The organism is Mucilaginibacter sp. Bleaf8, assembly GCF_018390515.1.
Lineage (GTDB): Bacteria > Bacteroidota > Bacteroidia > Sphingobacteriales > Sphingobacteriaceae > Mucilaginibacter.
Map to the genome: position 1 here is coordinate 378,828 of NZ_JAHBBK010000003.1, position 20,065 is coordinate 398,892.

At 44.7% G+C, this 20,065-nt stretch carries 11 protein-coding genes; 8 read left to right on the top strand and 3 right to left on the bottom strand.

Features of this window, described 5'->3' with window-relative positions; genetic code table 11:
* Positions 1–249 precede the first annotated feature (249 nt).
* The 6 genes from KHS38_RS15170 to bglX all read left to right on the top strand — a co-directional run bounded on the left by KHS38_RS15170 (position 250) and on the right by bglX (position 12,039).
* Positions 250–3,306 (top strand): SusC/RagA family TonB-linked outer membrane protein, encoded by a 3,057-nt coding sequence (locus KHS38_RS15170; protein WP_213489391.1) that lies wholly within the window; start codon positions 250–252, stop codon positions 3,304–3,306.
* A gap of 11 nt (positions 3,307–3,317) precedes the next feature.
* Positions 3,318–4,802 carry a RagB/SusD family nutrient uptake outer membrane protein gene (locus KHS38_RS15175; protein WP_213489392.1) on the top strand — a complete coding sequence of 495 codons (1,485 nt, stop codon included), beginning with the start codon at positions 3,318–3,320 and terminating at the stop codon, positions 4,800–4,802.
* Positions 4,803–4,893: 91 nt separating this feature from the next.
* Positions 4,894–6,573, top strand: a complete 1,680-nt coding sequence (locus tag KHS38_RS15180; RefSeq protein WP_213489393.1) for a glucoamylase family protein — start codon at positions 4,894–4,896, stop codon at positions 6,571–6,573.
* A gap of 15 nt (positions 6,574–6,588) precedes the next feature.
* Positions 6,589–7,965 (top strand): glucoamylase family protein, encoded by a 1,377-nt coding sequence (locus tag KHS38_RS15185; protein WP_213489394.1) that lies wholly within the window; start codon positions 6,589–6,591, stop codon positions 7,963–7,965.
* Between the two features lies 1 nt (position 7,966).
* Positions 7,967–9,685 (top strand): family 43 glycosylhydrolase, encoded by a 1,719-nt coding sequence (locus KHS38_RS15190; RefSeq protein WP_213489395.1) that lies wholly within the window; start codon positions 7,967–7,969, stop codon positions 9,683–9,685.
* 50 nt (positions 9,686–9,735) lie between these two features.
* A complete protein-coding gene (bglX, locus tag KHS38_RS15195) occupies positions 9,736–12,039 on the top strand; it encodes a beta-glucosidase BglX (RefSeq protein ID WP_213489396.1) in 2,304 nt (767 codons plus the stop codon).
* A 112-nt stretch (positions 12,040–12,151) separates the two neighbouring features.
* On the opposite strand, the gene KHS38_RS15200 is transcribed toward bglX, so the two are convergent.
* The gene (locus KHS38_RS15200) at positions 12,152–13,201 is read right to left on the bottom strand and encodes a leucine-rich repeat domain-containing protein (RefSeq protein ID WP_213489397.1); all 1,050 of its coding nucleotides are present in this window, start codon (positions 13,199–13,201) and stop codon (positions 12,152–12,154) included.
* A 247-nt stretch (positions 13,202–13,448) separates the two neighbouring features.
* Here KHS38_RS15200 and KHS38_RS15205 point away from each other — a divergent pair, with 247 nt between their 5' ends.
* Positions 13,449–14,969, top strand: coding sequence for a GH3 family acyl-acid amido synthetase (locus tag KHS38_RS15205; RefSeq protein ID WP_213489398.1), 1,521 nt, complete (start codon positions 13,449–13,451; stop codon positions 14,967–14,969).
* Positions 14,970–14,999: 30 nt separating this feature from the next.
* On the opposite strand, the gene KHS38_RS15210 is transcribed toward KHS38_RS15205, so the two are convergent.
* Both KHS38_RS15210 and KHS38_RS15215 read right to left on the bottom strand, forming a co-directional pair.
* Positions 15,000–15,710 carry a hypothetical protein gene (locus KHS38_RS15210; protein WP_213489399.1) on the bottom strand — a complete coding sequence of 237 codons (711 nt, stop codon included), beginning with the start codon at positions 15,708–15,710 and terminating at the stop codon, positions 15,000–15,002.
* A 46-nt stretch (positions 15,711–15,756) separates the two neighbouring features.
* Positions 15,757–16,335 carry an arylesterase gene (locus KHS38_RS15215; RefSeq protein WP_213489400.1) on the bottom strand — a complete coding sequence of 193 codons (579 nt, stop codon included), beginning with the start codon at positions 16,333–16,335 and terminating at the stop codon, positions 15,757–15,759.
* Positions 16,336–16,799: 464 nt separating this feature from the next.
* On the opposite strand from KHS38_RS15215, the gene KHS38_RS15220 reads away from it, so the two are divergent.
* On the top strand, positions 16,800–20,042 hold the full coding sequence (locus KHS38_RS15220) for a SusC/RagA family TonB-linked outer membrane protein (RefSeq protein ID WP_213489401.1): 3,243 nt from the start codon (positions 16,800–16,802) through the stop codon (positions 20,040–20,042).
* The last annotated feature ends 23 nt before the right edge of the window (positions 20,043–20,065 follow it).

Sequence of the window (20,065 nt, forward strand, 5' to 3'; positions counted from 1 at the left end):
TTACCTCTCATAAACCCTTTTAGCTCCCGGTGTAATTGATACGCTATGTGCCTTTTTATGTAGTGTGTGGAATATAGGTAAGTGCTTATTTATTAGTTGGTTAAATTTTAATGCTGGCAGGTTTGAGAAAATAAAATGAACATGATGTATGAATGTGAAGTGCCTTTTTTTGGACACATCCCATAATCATGAGCAACTTTGAACCTCAATAGAACCTAATTTCTAAGTTTAAAATTTAATCAACCAATTATGAAGAGAATCTTTACAGTCTCATTATTGGCCTTGCTGTTTACTTTTCTATATGACGCTGCGTTTGCTCAAAACGTTACAGTGAGCGGAAAAGTTACAGACGCAGCCAACGGGCAGCCTCTTGTAGGCGTAAGTGTAGGTGTTAAAGGCACAACTACCGGAGCCCAAACCGATGTAAATGGTAATTATAAGCTAAGTGCCCCAACCGGTGCTGCCCTTACTTTTACCTACGTTGGTTATGTATCTCAAACCTTACCAGTTGGTGGTAACACCAACATCGACGCCAAACTGGCCGCTCAGGTTAATGACCTGCAACAAGTAGTTGTAGTGGGTTACGGTACCCAGCGTAAAGTTGACGTAACCGGATCAGTAGCTACTGTAAAAGGCGATGAGATAGCTAAGCAATCATCTCCAAACGCAGTAAGTGCCCTGCAAGGTAAAGTGGCCGGTGTAAACATTACCAACAATGGAGCACCAGGCTCATCACCACAAGTAACTATCCGTGGTGCAGGAACTATATACGGTAATACTACAGTACTTTATGTAGTAGATGGCGTTTGGTTCAATGATATCAACTTCCTTAACCCTGCCGATATCGACAATATAAGCGTATTAAAAGATGCATCCAGTACTGCAATTTATGGTCAGCGCGCATCAAATGGTGTAATCATTGTTACCACTAAACGCGGTCGTAAAGGTCAGGTAAGCATCAATTACAATGGTTATGTTGGTTTCCAAAAGGTGACCAATCAGGTTAAAATGGCCAATGCAACCGAATATGCTACTGCTATTAATGAGTTAAGCACCAGTAACGGCGGAAGTACCGTTTTTAGCAACCCCAGCAGTTTAGGTGCAGGTACCGACTGGTATAAACAAGTTTTACGCTCTGCTTTTACTACCAACCACCAATTATCAATCAATGGCGGCAGTGAAAAATCAGACTATAATGTATCACTTGGTGTGCTTGATCAGGATGGTATTGTTGAAAACAACAGCTTTAAACGTTATACATTAAGCATAAGCAATAATATAACCCCAATTAAAAACCTGGATTTCGGCGTTAAACTGAACGGCGCTTACAGCCGCGGCAGAGATGTAAACAGTAATACTATCTTCCACCAGCTATTTGGTGCAGCGCCTGTAATTCCGGTATTCAACCCCGATGGTTCTTACGGCGACCCTAACAATAACAGTTTAGGTGTGCAATTAGGTGGGGGTAACAATTACAACCCACAGGCAACTATTGATTTCTATAATCAGCGTAGCGAACGGTTCCAATTCACAGGCAACACTTTTGCACAGTTGACTTTCCTGAAAAATTTTAAATTCCGTACCTCTTTTGGCGGTGAATTTACGAATGCACAAAATACCAACTATACACCGGTATATTATGCAACCATTGCACAACAAACCACCCAAAGTACGTTAACCCGTTACCGTGGTGAAACACGCAATTGGATTGCCGAGAATACATTAACTTATGATAACAAATTTGGCGATCATAAATTAACCGTTTTGTTGGGCCAAACTGCACAACGTGCGCAATTATATGCTTATACTTTATCGGCGCAGGATGTTCCTGCCGGTTCAGAAAATTCTTATTTTTCTTTAGGAACGCCATCAACCAGAAACATCGAGGACGACGGCAGCTCCCTGAATACCATTTCATCCTACTTTGGCCGTATCAACTACAGTTTTAAAGACCGGTATTTATTAAACGCCTCTATTCGTCGTGATGGTGCCTCGCAGTTTTATGGTAATAACACTTACAGGAACTTGCCAGCTGTTGGCGCTGGCTGGGTAATCTCTCAAGAAGAGTTTATGAAAGATCAGCAGGTATTTAACGCATTGAAACTGCGGGCCAGCTGGGGCCGTGTGGCTAATGCAGGTGTGCCGTTTAACCGTACCATACAACCAACATCAACTATACCAGCATATGTAGCTGTGTTTGGGCGTGATCAATTACCTTACACTGGTACAAACATTAATACCGTTCCAACGCCGTTTATTATATCCGAAATATCACAAGGTAGCGACATTGGTTTGGAAGGCAGTATGTTCGATAGTCGTTTGTCTTTTGACTTGGATTATTACAATCGTGTAAGCAAAAAGGCTGTATTTCCAATTTATATCCCAGGATCTGTAGGTATTCAAGACCAGTTTATATATGATAATGCAGCCGACATCCGCAACCGGGGTTTTGAAGCTGCCGTTACATGGAGAAGCAACAACAAAGGCGATTTCAACTACACCGTTAGTGGCAATGTAGGTTACAATCAAAATAAAGTAATCCGGGTTACCTCTACCTTGAACAACGTTATTTACAGTGGTGGCGTAGGCCTGTCAAACGGCGCTTTGGCTACCCGTACAATGGAGGGTCGTCCGGTTGGTGAGTTTTATGGTTACCAGGTTGCCGGTATCTTCCAAAATGCGGCAGAGGTAGCTGCTTCGGCTCAACCTAGTGCTAAACCTGGCGATTTCAGATATACAGATACTAACAGCGACGGTAAAATTGATGGTAACGACCGTGTGGCGTTAGGCAATCCAAATCCTAAATTTAACTACGGTGTAAACACCACCTTCAATTACAAAAGTTTCGACCTGACTTTGGACTTTCAGGGTGTGGCTGGTGTAGATATTTATAATACTAACCTGGCTTACCGCTTTGGTAACGAAAACTTCACCAAAGACCTTTTTGATAACCGCTGGCATGGTGAAGGTACATCAAACACCTACCCATCTGTTAATATTGGTACCACCAGTAACTCGGCTCCTAACTCATTCTATGTATCAAGCGGTTCTTACTTCCGGGTGCGCAACATGCAGTTAGGTTATACCCTGCCGTCTGTTATCTCAAATAAGTTAAGAATGAAACGCTTAAGAGTGTATGCCAATGCACAGAATGCGATTAACATTTTCGGTTACAAAGGCTTTAGTCCTGAAGTTGGCGCCGATCCGTCAAACAGTGGTATGGTAAGCCCGCTAAATCGTGGTTTAGATGCTAACGTATATCCGCTATTTGCAACTTACAATTTTGGTGTCAATGTTACTTTCTAATATAAAAGGCAATGAAAAATCTTAAACAAAATATATATAAAACTTTAAGCATCAGCTTGCTGGCGGCAACTGCTATTGTTGCGCCAGGGTGTCAGAAAAGCTTTTTGGAAGTGCCGCAACAAGCTCAAATACCTGTGGCGCAGTTTTGGCGTAATGCTGATGATGCTAATAAGGCAGTAAATGCTATTTATGCAAATTTGCGCTCATGGAATAATATTGCCTTTGCACCTATAGCTATTGAGAGTTTGGGTTCTGATGATACAGAAAAAGGAAGTAGCGTAAACGATGCTACTTACCTGAACCAGTATGATGATTATTCTGTACCGGCAACTGAAGGGCAACTGGACTCTTTCTGGGATGGGCAATATCAAACCATCAACCTGGCCAACCAGGTGCTGGACAATGTGCCTGCCATCAATATGGATGCAACATTGAAAGCTCGTTTACTTGCAGAGGCCAAATTCATCCGGGCATACGCCTACTTCAGGCTAGTTAGGGCTTTTGGCGATGTACCCCTGCGCTTAACTGTTCCTAAAAACCAGACCGAGTATAACATGCCAAGAACTGCTAAAGCACAGGTATGGGCTGCCATTGAGCAGGATTTAACTGATGCTGCAGGTGTATTACCGCAAAAGTATGACGATGTTAACGTAGGCCGTGCCACCAAAGGTGCAGCCTTAGGCCTGCATGCCAAAGTGGCGATGTATCAGCAAAAATGGGCTGATGTATTTAACTATACCAATCAGGTAATGGGCTTGGGCTATTCATTGCTGCCTAATTATGAAAAGGTATTTCGTTTAGAGAACGAGAACAGCTCAGAATCTCTTTTTGAAGTACAGGCAGCCATTGTACCGGGTAATGCCGATGCATCCAACTCCCAGTACTCACAGGTACAGGGTGTGCGTAACGTACGTGGTGGTGGCTGGGGCTTTAACGTGCCTACCCAAAACCTGGCTGATTCATACGAAACAGGAGATCCGCGCCGTGCTGGTACTATCATTTTCCGCGGTGGTACTACTGCCGAAGGAGACAAGATCCCGGCTAATACAGACAACGCAATGTACAATTACAAATCGTATGTGCCGTTTAGCCTGTTTGTTTCAGGTTTCAATGAAGGTGCTCAGCAAAACTTCCGTGTACTGCGCTATTCAGATGTGTTATTGATGAATGCAGAAGCGGCTAACGAGTTGGGCAATACAGCACAAGCCCTGTCATCGCTGGAAATGGTAAGAGAGCGTGCACGTCAGGGCAATGCGAATATCTTACCACAGGTAACCACTACCGATAAAACAGAGCTGCGCAACGCCATTTGGAGAGAGCGCCGTTCTGAGCTGGCCATGGAGTACGATCGCTATTTCGACGTAATTCGCCAGGGCCGCGCGGCACAGGTATTTGGCCCTAAAGGCTGGAAAGCCAACAAAAACGAAGTTTGGCCTATTCCGCAAACCGAGATTGATCTGAGCAGGGGCGTACTTACCCAAAACCCTGGTTATTAATATCTGATGCTATATCAAACCGCTCTGCTTTCATAGCAGGGCGGTTTATAAAAGTGTATTGTTCCATAGCAGCCCAAAACATAGGTTTATCATGATAGCAGCTAAAGTTTTTTCGGGGCTATGTTTGTTGATGTGCTTTACATCTTGTAAAAAAGATGCTTCTAACGCTGCTGGCGCTGATCAAAATCCAAATCAGCCATCAAATTTTAGCTTAACGGTCATAAAGCTTGATGGCAAAAACAGCGGAAGCAACTATTACACTACGGCAACCAATCCGGTCATAAAAATATCCTTTAGTGCACCACTTAACCGCACGTCGGTTAGTAGCGGTATCATGCTAACTAATGCATCCGACCAGGCTGTGGCCTGCAATACTTCTTTCCAAAACGGCGATAGCACGGTGGTGATTACCCCGGCACAGCCTTTGGCTTACATTAGCCGATACTCCCTTTCCTCTAATTCAGTTTTAAAATCTGCCGGTAATGCGGTGCTTGCAACACCTGTTACTGCACGGATTATAACGCCGGTTGATAATAAAGATAAGTTTCCTATTGTATCCGACGATGAGCTGCTTACGCTGGTGCAAAAGCAAACCTTTAAATATTTCTGGAACTTTGGTCACCCGGTAAGCGGACTGGCCCGCGAACGGAATACTTCTGGCGATGTTGTTACTACCGGCGGGTCCGGTTTTGGGCTGATGGCTATGGTTACGGCGGTAAACCGGCAATTTATAACACGCGAAGAGGGGCTGGCACGGGTGCAAACCATCGTAAGCTTTTTAAAAAATAAAGCGCAGACCTTTCATGGTGCATTTCCGCACTGGCTCAACGGTACAACAGGGGCCGTAGTTCCTTTTAGCGCGCAGGATAACGGTGCCGATTTGGTAGAGACCTCTTTCCTGATGGAAGGCCTGCTGGTGACAAGGCAATATTTTAAGGGTTCATCCGCAGCAGAAATTGCTTTACGTAATGATATCAATTCCCTGTACCAAAATGTAGAGTGGGATTGGTTTAGGCAAGGGAATCAAAATACGCTGTACTGGCACTGGAGCCCCAATCAAGGCTTTGCTATAAACATGCCTATAACCGGTTGGAACGAGGCACTGGTTACTTATGTGCTGGCTGCTTCATCAACTTCGCACGGCATTCCAAAAGCGATGTATGATAGTGGCTGGGCTAAAAAGGCCGCCATTAAAAACGGTTCCTCTTACTATAATGTACAACTGCCTTTAGGCCCGGCATTAGGCGGACCGCTGTTTTTTGAACATTACTCGTTTATGGGTATCAACCCAAATGGTTTAACCGATACTTATGCCGACTATCAGGTACAAACGCGGGCCCATGCGCTCATCAATTACAACTATTGCAAAGCTAATCCGAAAGGCAACAATGGCTATAGTGAAAACTGCTGGGGGCTAACCGCGAGTGATATTCCCAACGGCTATACCGCCAGTTCGCCATCAAACGATGTGGGTGTAATAGCACCTACGGCGGCGCTGGCGTCCTTCCCGTACACCCCAATGGAATCTATGCAGGCACTTAAGTTTTTCTACTATAAACTGGGCGATAAGCTTTGGGGCGAATACGGGTTTTATGATGCCTTTAGCCTGAATGATGCCTGGTTTGCCAGCTCAACACTGGCTATTGACCAGGGGCCGATCATTGTTATGATTGAAAACTACCGTTCCAGCTTGATCTGGAACCTTTTCATGAGTTGCCCGGAAGTGAAGACAGGGATGAAAAACCTGGGTTTTAAAAGCGCTAACCTATAATACCTATTTACCAAAATGAAGAAACAGCTATTTAGTATATTACTTGTTTTACCCGCTTTGTTGGGCAGTTCGGTAGTCAATGCGCAAAAAACGTTGGCAACACAGCCAGCTGCTTCAACAATTATAAAAAAAGGACTAACTGATAACCAACTGCTTGATGTGGTAGAGAAGCAAACCTTCCAGTACTTCTGGGATGGTGCGGAGCCTGTTTCGGGCGCTGCCCGGGAGCGTTATCATGTGGATGGCGAATATCCCGAAAACGATAAAAATGTAGTAGCCACCGGTGCTACCGGTTTTGGCGTAATGGCCATTGTGGCTGGTATAGACCGGCATTACATAACCCGCCAGGCCGGCTTTAAACGCCTGCAGAAAATAGTAAACTTTTTAAGTAAGGCCGATCGTTTTCACGGTGCATGGCCGCACTGGATGTATGGCGAAACCGGCCGCGTAAAGCCATTTGGCCAAAACGATAACGGTGGTGATTTGGTTGAAACGGCTTACCTGGCTCAGGGGCTGCTTTGCGTACGTCAGTATTTCCAAACCGGCAATGCTGCCGAAAAGCACCTGGCTGCTCAAATTGATAAGTTGTGGAAAGGTATTGAGTGGGATTGGTACCGCAACGGAGGCAAAAACGTGCTGTACTGGCACTGGTCGCCAAGCGTGGGTTGGAAAATGAACTTTCCGGTTGAAGGTTACAATGAGTGCCTCATCATGTATATTATGGCAGCTGCATCACCTACCCATAGTATCCCTGCAGCAGTTTACCACGAAGGCTGGGCGCGCAGCGGCCGTATCGATACCATGATCAGCAACTACGGTTATCCCGTCCGCTTAAAACATAACGGCGCGCCGGGTAGTGTAGGGCCGCTGTTCTGGTCGCAATATTCCTACCTGGGTTTAAGCCCTAAAGGCCTAACCGACCGCTATGCCAACTACTGGACAGAGGTTAAAAACCATACCCTTATTCACCGTGCTTACTGCATAGCCAATCCAAAGCACTTTAAAGGCTATGGCGATGATTGCTGGGGGCTTACCGCCAGTTATTCGGTAAATGGTTATGCCGGGCACAGCCCGAATGAGGATTTAGGTGTAATATCGCCTACTGCCGCACTAGCATCTTACCCCTATACTCCCGAATATTCGCTTAAGATGATGCGTCATCTATATGAGGATCTGGGCGATAAAGTTTGGGGCAAATACGGTTTTTATGATGCCTTCAGCGAAACGGCCAACTGGTACCCAAAACGCTACCTGGGTATCGACCAGGGGCCAATTGCGGTAATGATTGAGAACGGTCGCTCGGGCTTGTTATGGAAACTTTTCATGAGCAGTCCTGAAGTAAAAGCCGGCTTAAAGAAACTGGATATTAAATCAACATATTTTAAAAAATAACATGCGTAAAGGCTTCAAATTACTATTGAGCCTTTTGCTGGGTACGCCGGCATGGGCGCAAATTATTCAGAACGTTACCTACTGTAATCCGCTCAATATAGATTATACTTATATGATCTATAACGCCAATGAAGGGCTTTCCTACCGCTCGGGGGCCGATCCGGCGGTGGTGCAGTTCAGGGGCGAGTACTACATGTTTGTTACCCGTTCATTGGGTTACTGGCATTCTAAGGACATGACCAACTGGGATTTCATCACGCCCGAAAAATGGTATTTCCAGGGCAGCAATGCACCGGCTGCGCATAATTACAAGGACTCGGTGCTGTATGTAGCCGGCGACCCCTCGGGCTCCATGAGCGTATTGTATACCGATAACCCCAAAAAGGGTGATTGGAAAGCAACGCCGTTTATTTTGAACGATTTGCAAGACCCTGATCTGTTTATTGATGATGATGGGAAAGCCTATATGTTCTGGGGATCGTCCAATCTCTATCCTGTGCGCGGGCGTGAACTGGATCGTAACAACAACTTTAAGCCTGCGAAAGAAATCCATGAGTTATTTAACCTCGATGGCAACAAGCATGGTTGGGAACGTTTTGGCGAAAACCACACCAGCAAAGAAAAAGGCTATGTAGAAGGCCCCTGGATGACCAAGCATAACAACAAGTATTACCTGCAATATGCCGCACCGGGTACCGAATTTAATGTTTATGGCGATGGCGTATATGTGAGCGATCATCCGCTGGGTCCGTATACTTATGCGCCCAACAACCCAGTATCATATAAACCGGGCGGCTACATTAACGGTGCCGGGCATGGTAGTACGGTGCTGGGACCCGGTAACCAATACTGGCACTTTGCCTCCATGGCTGTATCTGTAAATGTGAACTGGGAGCGTCGCTTATGCGCTTTCCCTGCCGGGTTTGATGCTGACGGGCTAATGTATACCAACACCGCCTACGGCGATTACCCGCACTATGCAGCGGCAGCGCCCGACAAAGCGGGCGCGTTTACCGGGTGGATGCTGTTATCGTACAAAAAGCCTGTAACGTCATCCAGCATTCGCGCGTCTGCCTATTCGGCCGATATGGCTGTGGACGAGAATGTGAAAACCTTTTGGCTGGCCGACAAAAATGATGACCATCAGTGGCTGCAAATAGATATGCAAAAGCCTGCTGCCGTTTATGCCGTGCAAATCAACTATAGCGACTACCAGGCTAACCTGTATGGCCGCGTACCCGGCTTGTACCACCGCTATACCGTTGAGGGTAGCAATGATGGCAAAACCTGGGTAACGCTCATCAACAAAAAAGACAGCTTTGCCGACACGCCTAATGACTACGTGCAGCTCGAAAAACCAGTTACCGTACGCTACATCCGTTACAACAACGTCCATGTACCGGCCAACCTGGCTATATCGGGCTTCCGGGTATTTGGAAAGGGTCGTGGCGTTGCGCCTAAAACGCCGGCCGGTTTTAAAGTGAACCGTGCTGCCGACCGCCGGGATGCCATGTTGACCTGGGCGGCGGTAAAAGGGAGTCAGGGTTATAACATTCGCTGGGGTATTGCGCCCAACAAGTTGTACAACTCCTGGCTGGTATATGATGCCAACCAGCTGGACCTGAAAAGTTTGAGCACGGATCAAATGTATTACTTTACCGTAGAGGCTTTTAATGAGAATGGCGTAAGCCAGGCTACAACACCGCTTAAGGTTAAGTAATACCACTATACGAACACCATACTTACTGAAGAAATAAATTAGACTAACAAATGAAGAAAGCGACATCGCTATTGTGCATGATGGCCTTTTGTGCCGGCTCGCTAAGAGCACAAGCGCCGAAACCGGCGCCTGCCGAACAAGCTAAAATGAACACCTTTGTAAGCCAGCTGATGGCCAGGATGACTATCGATGAAAAGATCGGTCAGCTTAACCTGGTTACCGGCGGCGAAGCTACCACCGGCGAAGCGGTGAGTAACGACGTAGAGGGCAAGATTGCCAAAGGGCAGGTAGGCGGTATTTTCAGCTTAACCACTCCGGGCCGCGTGCGCAAAGCGCAGCAAATTGCCGTAACCAAAAGCCGTCTTAAAATTCCGTTGATTTTTGGGCAGGATGTGATACACGGTTATAAAACCACTTTTCCTATACCGCTTGCACTGGCTGCCAGCTGGGATATGGCCTTGGTGGAGCGTACTGCCCGTGTGGCCGCTAACGAAGCCAGTGCCGATGGTATTAACTGGACCTTTTCGCCAATGGTGGATATAGCACGCGATGCCCGCTGGGGCCGTATTGCAGAAAGCTGCGGTGAGGATACTTACCTGGCTTCGCAAATTGCCCGCGTAATGGTTAAAGGCTACCAGGGCGATGACCTGAAAAAGAATAACACGTTAATGGCGTGTGTAAAGCACTTTGCCCTGTACGGCGCTGCCGAATCGGGCCGTGATTACAATACAACCGACATGAGCCTGAACCGTATGTACAATGAGTACCTGCCGCCTTACAAGGCTGCTATTGATGCGGGTGCCGGTAGCGTAATGGCCTCGTTTAATGATATCAATGGCGTGCCTGCTACCGCCAACAAATGGCTGCTTACCGATCTGTTGCGTAAGCAATGGGGCTTTACCGGTTTTGTAACCTCTGATTATACCGGTGTAAATGAGCTGATAGAGCATGGACTGGGCGATTTGCAACGGGTATCTGCACTTTCACTGAAAGCCGGCATGGAGATGGATATGGTGAGCGAAGGCTATGTAAAAACGCTTAAAAAATCGTTGGAAGAAGGTAAAGTAAGCGCAGCGGACATTGATAATGCCTGCCGCCTGATTCTGGAAGCTAAATACAAGCTGGGTTTGTTTGATGACCCATATAAATACTGCAGTGAAAAACGTGCTAAAACCGAAATTTTAACACCTGCTAACATCAAGTTTGCACGCGATGCTGCGGCACAAACTTTTGTGTTGCTAAAAAACCAGAACAAAGTGTTGCCGCTAAAAAAAGCAGGTACTATTGCCGTAATTGGTCCGCTGGCTAATACACGTGCCAACATGCCGGGTACCTGGAGTGTAAATGCCGATCTGGCAAACACACCATCCCTGCTTGAAGGCATCAAAGCCGTAGCCGGTAACAAGGTAACGGTATTAAATAGCTTAGGATCAAACCTGACCAGCGATGCTACTTTGCAAAAGAATGCAACTATGTTTGGCCGTGATATTCCGCGTGATGAGCGCCCGGAAGAAGTGGTGATTAACGAGGCTGTTGCCACTGCACAAAAAGCCGACGTAGTTGTGGCCGCCCTGGGCGAAAGTTCGGAGATGAGCGGCGAGAGCTCGAGCCGTACAGATATCGGTATTCCTGAGGTGCAAAAACACCTGCTGGCCGCCTTGTTAAAAACTGGTAAACCGGTAGTGCTGGTATTATTTGCTGGCCGCCCGATGACCATTAAATGGGAAAGCGAAAACGTACCCGCTATCCTGAACGTATGGTTTGGTGGCTCACAGGCAGCCAATGCCATTGCCGACGTGCTGTTTGGCGATGTAAACCCTTCGGGTAAACTGGCGGCCACCTTTCCGCAAAATATTGGTCAGGTACCGATGTACTACAGCCAGAAAAGTACCGGCAGACCGTTGGCACCAGGTACCTGGTTTACCAAGTTCCGTTCAGGTTACCTGGATGTAAGCAACGATCCGTTGTATCCGTTTGGTTACGGCTTAAGCTATACTACTTTTAGCTACGGTGATGTGAAATTAAGCGCCAACAGTTTTAAACCCGGCCAGTCTATCACAGCCAGCGTTACGGTAACCAACACCGGTAGCGTAGAGGGTAAAGAAGTAGTGCAACTGTATACCCGCGATTTGGTGGGTAGCATTACCCGCCCGGTTAAGGAGCTGAAAGGCTTCCAGAAAATCAGCCTGAAACCAGGCGAAAGCAAAACCGTAACTTTCACCATCAGCGAAAACGACCTGAAGTTTTACAATGCCGACCTGCAATACGTAGCAGAGCCCGGCGATTTTAAAATCTTCATTGGCCCTAACTCAAGCGATGTGAAAGAGAGCCAGTTTGCTTTGCTTGGCAAATAATAGGTTACTATTAGGATTAAATAACAAAAAGCGGCCCGGTAATTACCGGGCCGCTTTTTGTTTGTACAGCATTGCTTAAAGGAGCTGCTGAGGTACACCCTCTTAAGGCAGTTTACCTGTATATAAATGGCGTGTATTCGTATTCCTTCTTTCTGAATTTTTTTGCCAGATTATTGAATTGCTCATTTTTTTTGGAGCTGCCAAAGCCGCATGAAACAGCTTCAATGCATTCATTCTCCAATACAGGGTATAAGTTTTCCAGTTTTTGGTTCTGTGCCATTACATATACAAAATCTTTCAATGTTGGAGCCGTTTTTAATGGATCCAGTTTTTGTAATCCTTTCATGTTTTCCAAATAAATTCGTCTGAGTTTGTATAGCCTGTCTAAATTAGGTAGCTCTTTAACATCCGGGAGTGATTGAAGAAACAGATTTTGTAAAGCGGTCAGATTTGCAACAAAAGACAAGTCGGTAAGTCCTCTAACCTGCCACATTTCAAGGTACTTTAAGTTAGGAAGTGAAGACAAAGCATCAAAATTTTTTATACTGCCCAGCTTGATGTCAACAGACCATAGCTCTTCCAACCCTGTTAAGTAATTTAAATCAGGCGTTGAGATAGATCTTAGTGTAATCTTTTTCAACTTTTTTAAACTATTAACAGATGCTATACCTTTAAAATGCCCCTCAAGATATAGTTCTTCAAGATTAACAAATCGGGTCAGTTTGTCTATACTTGGTTTTTTTGATTGTGTCCGATGCAAGCTAAGTTGTTTCAAACCCGGATTGATGCCATCAAGGAAATCGAAATTATCCAGTTCATAGATTCCTATAGTTAAAGATTCAAGACCCTTCAATCCTGTTAAAACTTCAATTCCCTTAGTCTTCCTTAGGCTATCTGCAGAAAAACTCCTTAATGATGGTATTCTTTTTAGAAAGTTTAAGTCCAAATCGTCCATGTAGTGACCAAATACCCGCAATGTAATATCCGGCCGTTCAGCAAAAACAAACTCCTCCAGCGCTTCTATTTCTTTCTCTGTCAGTGGTGAAGAGAACTGGATAACGGAAGTTTTAGGGTTATTGGTTAATTTTTTCAAACCACGTTTTTTAAAGCCAGTGGTGATTTGGTATCGTTCGTTGATTTCATCAACAGGATGTATAGCCATATTGTGTAAGCGTTTGCTCGGGTAGTAGTAAATGAATAATGGGATCAATTACTAAGATTAAACCCGTGCTTGCTAAAGTAATAACTCATAATTATACTAAGAAAATAAGTTGAGTCAAGCATCCGCTTAATCACAGGCTGAGATTAGTGAGCTGCTTGCTAAGGCAAGCGTAATTTGCAACCTTAGTACTCGCCAAATCATTTTGTCCTTAATGTTGTTATGGTAGCATTAACGGATATCAACATTTATGGCAATTATTGGCGAGCTGCTTAAAACGGCAATTGAATTTACCGACAAATTTATAAAAGAGCCCGACCCTGTACAGGCACAGCAAGAGGTTTTGCACCAACTGCTCACCAAAGCACAAAATACGGCGTTTGGCAAGCACTATGATTTTGAGAAAATATTAAGCAACCCGGATATAGCCCAAGCCTTTGCCCGTACCGTACCTGTGTTTGATTACGATGGCCTGGAGCGCGAGTGGTGGCACCGTGTGGTAGCAGGCGAAAATGATATAACCTGGCCGGGCGCTACCCGTTACCTGGCCCTCAGCAGCGGCACCACGAGCCATAGTAAAACCATACCGGTAACCGATGATATGCTGGATGCCATACGCCGTTCTGGTATGCAGCAGGTAGCCGCGTTGGCGCATTTTAACTTACCTGCCACCTTTTACGGCAAAGAGATTTTAATGCTGGGCAGCAGCACCGCCCTCAAAGATATTAACGGCCATTTGGCCGGCGAGATAAGCGGTATCAGCGCAAGCAATATACCATCGTGGTTTGAGGGATATTATCGCCCGGGTAAAGAAATTGCCAGTATCAGCGATTTTGATGAACGCGTTAAAGAAATTGCCAAACAGGCACCCAACTGGGATATCGGTGGCCTATCAGGCATACCAGCATGGATTGAACTGATGCTGAAAGAGGTGATCCGTTATCATGGCCTCAAAAATATTCATGAGATATGGCCTAACCTCACCGTATATACTACCGGCGGTGTGGCTTTTGAGCCTTATCGAAAAAGTTTAGAGAAACTGCTGGCTTACCCATTGGTATACATTGATACATATCTGGCATCCGAGGGCTTTTTAGCGATGCAGAAAAGGCCTGATACATCAGCCATGGCCCTGGTGGTAGATAATGGTATTTATTTTGAGTTTGTACCTTTTGAGGAGCAGTATATTACCGAAGATGGAGGCGTAGTGCCCGATGCGAAAGTAATTGGTTTGGCCGATGTTGAGGAAAATAAGGATTATGTACTGCTCATATCTACCGTATCAGGCACCTGGCGCTATGCCATTGGTGATACGGTAATGTTTACCGATAAAAGCAGGTGCGAAATTAAGATCAGTGGCCGTACCAAGCAATTTTTAAATGTAGCCGGCTCGCAGCTATCGGTTATCCAGATGAATGCCGGTATACAGGAAATACAGAATCGCTTTAATATAGCCATTCATGAATTCATTGTTGCCACCATTCACCGTGGCGAGGAGCTGATTGACCGCTGGTACATCAGTACGGATAAAGAAGTGGATAGGGCAGAGGTGGCCCAGGCGCTTGACCAGTACCTGAAAGACAATAATAAGAACTATGCCGTAGCCCGTACCCGCGCTTTAAAAGACGTAGAGGTGGTTACCGTACCGGTTGAGCATTTTTATAAATGGAGCGAGGAAAAGAAAAAGCTTGGCGGCCAGGTAAAAATACCCCGCGTAATGAAAGAAGAGCAGTTTTTGGAGTGGGAAGATTTTGTTAAGCACTTAAGTTGATTACTGTATCCACACCTGCCCGCCTATAATTTATATGGCTGCGGGCGACTTGATGTGGGTGGTATCGGGGTCTTTCTTCAGCTTTTTAGTCATGTCCATAATCTGCTGTGGCGACAGGTACAGCTTTTTAATGCGGTCTTTGTAAGCCTGTGGCAGGTCGGCCGTGTGCAGAATGAAGTTTTTAGTTTTAATTATGTAATCGGCCAACCCATGCTCAACGGCATAGCCATCGGCATTGCGCTCGGCCTGCATCAGGTAGTAGTCTGAGCACACGTATCGTAAGCCAAACAATATCATATTGGCATTGCTGCGGTGCGTATAATCGGTAATATGGCCCAGTTCGTGACCAAACCAGCCTACCAAAATATCCTTAGGCACGTTTTGTATGGGCATGGAGCCATGTGCCATCACAAAATTGGGGTTGATCTTTACCACATAGGCCCGCCCCGTTTGCCCCCTAAAAATACTGCCCAGCACCGGTTGCGACAGCATGATGGATTTGCTGGTATTAGGATCGAACACAAAATGTATGGACGTTTCTTTTAGCTCCGGGTAGTAACTCAGTGCTGCTTTGATCTCATTTTGTACCACTACGGGTATTACCTTGTGCTGGTAAAAGGTATTGGCCGTATCAACCCCGGCCAGTTGCGCCGGTTTGGCCGAGAAGTAAACCGTTGTGTACACAACGATAGCTGTTAAAACAACAGTGAGCAGGATAATAAGAATGTATCTTCTACGCATGTTTAAACAACACACCGTTGGTTAAATGGTTCGTGGGCGTTTAGGTTCAACTGGTGGGTGGTACCATCAGTTGTTGTAAAACAGGGCATACCCGGTTGGCAATAATACGGTAGCCTTCGGCAGAGGGATGCACACCATCGGGTAGGTTCAGGTGTGCCAGTCCGGCAACGCCTTCCAGAAAGAAGGGTACAAAGGCCATTTGGTTGCGTTCGGCTATGGTTCTGAATAGGCGCATAAACTCCTGGGCCAAATTGCCCAGCAAGCCGCCAAATTGCAGGGGCAGCTCCATACCCATCAGGGCCATTTTAGCTTGTGGATATCTGGCTTTTACCTTATCAATAATAGCTTGTAGGTTACGGGCCGTACTTTGCGGCGGTATACCGCGCAATATATCATTGATGCCCAGCTCCAGCACAAAAATATGGATAGGCTGATTAAGCAGATAATCAACCCGGGTTAATCCCCCGGCAGATGTATCGCCGCTGATGCCGGCATTAATTACGCGGTAAGGTAAGCTGGCCGCATTTATCTTTTGCTGGATCAAAGCCGGGAACGATTCTTCTGACACATTACGTAAGCCATATCCAGCGGTTAAGCTATCGCCTAAAAACAACACATTATTCATACAGGTTTAACAGCGGTTGGATAGGGGATGTTTCCGGTATGGGCTGTGATTGAGTAGCTTTATTAGGTATATATGAAAATAATAAAGCTTGCTGTAACTCTGCTGCTGATTTTGACAAGTTAACTTGAATACGCAGGATTACATACCCGGCACATGAAAGCTGATAAAATAGCGCACTTTAGGTTATTTATTGTACTTAACTTAATAAAAAGTTAATTCAGTTTTATATATCACGAAGTATTTCCAAGATTATAGCTTATTCATTGATTTGGTATCAATATAATAGTCTTTAGTCGCTTTTGGTAATAAAGATTCAATTTATTGACTTTTTTGCCGTGTTGTAGTTGTGTTTTGTGGAATTATAGCTGGATTTTAACCTTTTTTTGCGTTTTTGATTGAAAATTTTCTTGTTTTTGATTAAAATCTATATTTTAACACCACTTAATCAAACAAATAATTAACGCATGAAAAAAATTTTACAAAACCTGCTGTGGGTTTTGCTGCTTATAGGTACCCAAGCCTATGCGCAAAACCGTACAGTAACCGGTACAGTAACTGGCAAAGATGATGGCTTGCCGCTTCCGGGCGTAACTGTAAAAGTTCCGGGAACAACAAGAGGTACGCAAACGGATGGGAATGGTAAATACTCATTCAATATTCCGTCAACAGCTAATACACTCGAGTTTAGCTTTATTGGCTATACTACACAAAAAGTAGGAGTAGGTTCCGGGTCAGTAGTAAATATTACGCTGTCGTCGGCATCAAGCCAGTTAACAGAAGTTGTAATTACTGGTGCTTACGGTGTAAAGCAATCATCACGTGCAACGGGTGCTTCCGCATCACTGGTAACCGGAGATCAATTAAACACAATTCGCCAAACTAACATTAACAATGCGTTAGCTGGTAAGGCAACTGGTTTGCAAGTACGTAGCCAGTCGGCCGGTGCGTTGGGGCGCCAAACAGAGGTGAGATTGCGCGGTGCAACCGGATTTAGTACCGGTTTAGGTGCATTATATATCATTGACGGAACTATTGTTCCTAACTCAGACGATTTAAATCCGGATGATGTAGAAAGTGTAACGGTATTGCAAGGCCCGGCGGCTTCAGCTCAGTTTGGTTCACAGGGTGCTAATGGTGCAATTGTAATCACTACAAAAAGAGGTAGAAAAGCAAATGGTATTGGTATTAGCTTAAACCTGGGTGCTCAATTTGACAAAGTTTATATTTTGCCGGATTATCAGAATACGTATGCCGGTGGCTCTTCTGCGGATTTAATGCAGTACCGGTGGAAAGAGGGCGATCCGGTTGAATGGAAAGCATTAGACGGTAAATACTATCCTGACTACAGCGATGATAGCAGCTGGGGGCCAAAAATGGTTGGCCAGGAATATATTCCATGGTATGCTTGGGCTGGCGGCACTAAGTACTCTTACAAAACGGCCAGCTTAACTTCTCAACCGGATAATGCTAAAAACTTTTATCAAACCGGTATCGCTTTAAATAATAACGTAGCTTTTACTAAAGCCGGTGATGATTATAACATCAGATTATCTTATGCGAATCAAAATGCCCGTGGCATAATTCCGAACACTAATCTGAACAAAAACACCTTTAACTTAAACACCACCTATGATTTAAATAAGCATTTACAGGTGAGTGCCAATATTAACTATATAAGCCAAAAAGTAAACGGTGAGATAAATGACGATTACTCAAATTTAACAACCGGGGCGTTCAGCCAATGGTTTCACCGCGATTTGGATATGAGTATATTGAAAGAGTTGCGGGGCCTGAAATCGCCGGATGGTACTTATGTTAGCTGGAACCACCTAAATCCAGGCGCATATGATCCATCTAACCCATCGGCATTTTATGCTGGTAATTACTGGTACAATCCATATACCTTCACCGATTTTTATAAACAAGTGGAGCAAAGAGACCGCTTATACGGTAATCTGGCTTTAACTTATAAAATTAATGATCATTTCAGTGTAAGAGGTACTTATCGTAAAAACCAGACTAATGCTTATAGTGAAAACAGAGAGTACTCGGAATTGAAATACAGTGGTTCACAAACGGGTAGAAAGGGTTATTACAGAACTGGTACTTCTTACTCAAACAGGGAGAACTATGAGTTACTTGCTACCTACAACCAAAAGTTCAAAGATTTCACTGTTGATGCAAACGTAGGTACTGATATTTTCAACTGGACATATAAAGACAATTATGCCAGCACCAACAATGGCTTAAGTGTTGACAACCTGTTTACTATAGGTAACTCTGTTGATCAGCCCTCAGTTTCGAACTCCAGAACCCAAGAGCAATATCGTGCTATATTAGGAAGGGCCACTTTCGGTTATAAGAACATGGCGTTTATTACCGGTAACATCCGTAAAGACTGGTACTCTACCCTAAAAGCTTCTGATAATGCGGTTGTATCAAAATCAATCGATGGTTCATTTGTATTTAGCGAGTTGCTGCCAAAAAGTACACAAAGCTGGTTGAGCTATGCCAAGGTAAGAGCATCATATGGTGAGATTCCTTTAGCATTAGGTACAACAAATGAAACCTTTGGTGCTTACCGTTACCCTGGTATGTTATATGGTATTAACCAGTACAAATGGGGTGCAAACGTGTTGATGAACACGCCTGACCAATATGTAGATCAAAATTTAAAAGGAACTGTTACTAAGCAATCAGAGTTTGGTTTGGACCTGAGATTCTTCAATGACCGTATTGGTGTAACAGGTACTTATTACATGGGTACTGATAAAGGGATTCCTTATACCCTAAGTTCAAATGCAGCGAGCGGGTTTTCATCTATACTAACCAACATTGGTTTAATTAAAAGAAAAGGCTTAGAATTTTCGCTTAGTGGTAATCCAGTAAGAATTAAAAACTTTAACTGGACCTTTAACTCAACCTGGAGCCGTCAGTTAGAAAATCAGGTAGTTGAAATTAGTGATCAATATGGTGTAGATCGCATCAGTGTTAGTGGTGTTTGGGGTAGCGACATGCCTTACATGATTCACCAAAAAGGCATGAAATGGGGTCAGATTTATGGTAACGGTATTAAGCGTAATGCTGATGGCGTGCCAATCCTGACATCAGGTGGCTTATACCAAAACGATCCAAACGTATATTTTGGTAGTGTACTGCCTCGTTTCACCGGTGGTTTACAAAACGCATTTACCATCTATAAAAACTTTAACCTGAATGTAAACATTGATTATCAGGTAGGTGGTAAGTTTGTTTCCTTGTCTCAAATGTTCGGTACGTTTAGCGGTTTAACAAAAATAACTGCAGAGTTGAACGACAAAGGTAACCCAGTGCGTGACCCGATTGCTGATGGTGGTGGCGTGCATGTAACTGGTGTTGATGCCAACAACAATCCGGTTAGTTACTATGTAGATGCAAAAACTTACTTCCAAGGCTTAACCAACAACAAAACATACGATCCGTATATATATGACTTAACATTCGTGAAACTACGTGAGTTAGGGTTGGGATATAATATTCCGGTTAAAAAGTTAGGTTTAGGTAAAGCTATACAAACAGCCACATTTCAAATAACAGCGCGCGACTTATGGTTGATTTATGCTAAAACCAGAGGTTTTGACCCATCTCAAATAGATGAGTTGCGTGGTGAAACTTCACAGTTTCCTGGTACCAGAGCCCTTGGATTTAACCTGAGAGTGACCTTCTAATTACAGGGATTTTTTAAGTAGAC